This is a genomic window from Desulfoplanes sp., assembly GCF_054921335.1.
The window spans coordinates 1-2,750 of record NZ_JBUDSQ010000160.1 but is presented as its reverse complement, the minus strand read 5'-3'; the positions used below and the strand labels follow the sequence as shown (position 1 = coordinate 2,750).

General features: G+C 56.9%; 3 protein-coding genes. 2 read left to right on the top strand and 1 reads right to left on the bottom strand.

What is annotated here, in order from left to right:
- On the top strand, positions 1-393 hold a 393-nt coding region (locus tag ACY692_RS14785; RefSeq protein WP_462326145.1), incomplete at its 5' end, for a BadF/BadG/BcrA/BcrD ATPase family protein.
- Entirely contained in the window at positions 386-1,534 is a 1,149-nt protein-coding gene (locus ACY692_RS14780) for a double-cubane-cluster-containing anaerobic reductase (RefSeq protein ID WP_462326144.1), read from the top strand. The genes ACY692_RS14785 and ACY692_RS14780, both read left to right, overlap by 8 nt.
- Positions 1,535-1,964: 430 nt before the next feature.
- On the opposite strand, the gene ACY692_RS14775 is transcribed toward ACY692_RS14780, so the two are convergent.
- Positions 1,965-2,750 (bottom strand): ABC transporter ATP-binding protein (locus tag ACY692_RS14775; RefSeq protein WP_462326143.1); only part of this gene is annotated, 786 nt, incomplete at its 5' end.

Below are 2,750 nucleotides of genomic sequence, written 5' to 3'. Positions count from 1 at the left end.
ACGGGCAAATTTCTGGAATTCATGGCCACGGCCCTGCAGATCCCCATCGAGGAATTCGGGGAATACGCCATGAATGCCACCGGCTGCCCGACCATCAACAGCATGTGCACGGTGTTCGCGGAAACCGAGGCCGTCTCCCTCATGGCCCGGGGAGAATCCCCGGCCAACATCGCCCTGGGGCTGCACAAATCCATCGTCAACCGGACCAAATCCATGCTCTCCCGGGTGGGTATCACCCCGCCCATCGTCTTTGCCGGGGGCGTGGCCCGAAACCCCTGCGTGGTCAAAAACCTCGAGGAACTCCTGGGTCTGGAGCTGGTCATCCCGGAAAACCCGGACACAGTCGGCGCCCGGGGCGCGGCCGAGTGGGGGAGGAAAAAGTTTGATGTCTAAACCGGAATCGTTCGAAACCCTGGCCACCTATAAATCCCGCAGTTTGCCCCTCATTGACGGGGCCAAGGAGCAGGGGCACAAGATCGCCGGTCTTTTCTGTGTCTATGCGCCCACGGAACTCATGTACGCGGCAGGGGTCATCCCCGTGGGACTGTGCGGCAAGAACCAGGCCCCCGTTCCCGCTGCCGAGCGGGACCTGCCGGCCAACCTCTGTCCGCTGATCAAGTCCAGCTACGGATACGGGATTACGGATTCCTGTCCCTTTTTCGGGGCCTCGGATTTCATCGTGGGGGAAACCACCTGTGACGGCAAAAAGAAGATGTACGAACTGCTGCAGCGGATCAAACCCCTCCACCTCATGCATCTTCCCTATCGCCAGGACGATAAACCGTCTCTGGACCTCTGGACAGGAGAACTGCACAGATTCGCAGCCTTCCTGGAAGAGGAAACCGGACACCGGATTAGCGAGGAAAAACTTTGTCGGGAAATCCGGCTGCAGAACCGGATCAGAAAACAGCTTTTGCGCATTACCGCCACTGGCAAGGCACCCGTCCCCCCCCTTTCCGGACTGGACATGCTCAGCATAACCGAGACCAAACATTTTGTGGTCGACAGGCAGGATTATCTGGAAAAAATCACCGTCCTGGCAGACGACCTGGAATCCATGGTCGCCTCCGGTGCATCCGACCCAAAGCCCGGACCGCGCATTCTCTACACGGGCTGTCCCACAGGCAAGGGGTCGGAAAAGGTTCTGCAGATACTCCAGGAATGCGGTGCCCTGATCCCCGTTCAGGAACACTGCTCGAGCCTCAAGGATTTTGCCGCTCTGGTCGACGAAACCGATCCCGATCCCTACCACGCCCTGGCCAAACGCTACCTGAACACCCCCTGTTCCTGCATGACCCCCAACACGGGAAGGCTTGATCTCATCAGCCAGCTCATCACCGACTACGCCATTGACGGGGTTGTAGATCTGACCTGGCAATGCTGCCATACCTACAACGTGGAATCCTTTTCCCTGCGGGAGCATGTGGAACACAAGCACGAGCTCCCCTTTCTGCACATTGAAACAGATTATGCCCAATCGGATACGGAACAGCTCAGAACCCGTATCGAGGCGTTCCTGGAAATGCTTGGCTGATGCGGCCAGGCCGCAGTTTTATGTTTTAGGTTTTAAGTTCAAGCTGTTATAGAATTTTCTTGTTTTTTATGGCAAACTTCCACGAATATGATTTAAACCATCGGGCTTCCCGAATGAAAATGCTCCGCAGACAAGAACCTCACTTGTTTGCGGAGCATTTTTTTTCGTGCCCAGCCATAACGGCGCTGGACACCAGTCCTAAAAAAAATGGTATCTTTCGATCCGAATATACGTCCTTTGCCGTCATCCCGACGTAGGACGGAATCCTGGTCGACCGGGACGTAACCGCAACATGACTGCAACGCCAAATCCTTGGAGATCCCGGATCAGGTCAGGGATGACGTCTTCCGAGATGACGGGTCTTCCCCCTCCTTTCGCCGTTCCCTCGAATGTAACACATAACACCTGAAACCGCCTTATCGAATCCCTTTCATCCCATGACGACTTCCTGCTCCAGCATATCCAGGATGCTTGCTGCCATACGCCCATATTCAGGCATGGCCCGGTCACGGGGTCTTTCCATGTCCACCCGGATCTCCTCTTTGAACCGTCCGGGACGCGCGGACATGACCATGATCCGGTCGGCCAGATAGATGGCCTCGTCCACGCTGTGGGTCACGAAAAGGATGGTCGTCCGTTTGTGCTCCCAGATCCGCAGCAATTCTTTCTGGAGCAGAATCCTGGTGTGCGCATCCAGGGCCCCGAACGGTTCATCCATGAGCAGCACATCCGGTTCCGTGGCCAGGGCCCGGGCAATGGCCACACGCTGACGCATGCCGCCGGAAAGCTCGTAGGGAAAAGCGTCGGCAAACTGATCCATACCGATAAGCTGCAGATACTCCTGCCCGACACTGCGGCGTTTCTGCCCGGACATCCCGCGGAACTCCAACCCCAGGGTGACATTGTCCATGACCGTGCGCCATGGAAACAGGGAGTATTCCTGAAAGACCATGCCCACATCGCGGTGGGGTCTGCTCAACACCTCTCCCTGAAAGGTCGCGCTGCCGAAAGAGGCCTGCTCCAGCCCGGCCATGATCCGCAAGAGCGTTGATTTTCCGCATCCCGAAGGGCCGACAATACACAAAAAATCGTTGGGAAAGACCTTGAAATCCACACGATCAAGGGCCCGGACCGCCTCCCCGCGTTCGGTAACAAATTCTTTGCGCAACCCCGCTACTTCCATCACTGCACTGCTCATCGCACTCTCCAGATCCGG

Bases quoted from the DNA above. Each gene is read 5' to 3' on its own strand.
- ACY692_RS14780 (WP_462326144.1), top strand. From the start codon at position 386: ATGTCTAAACCGGAATCGTTCGAAACCCTGGCCACCTATAAATCCCGC.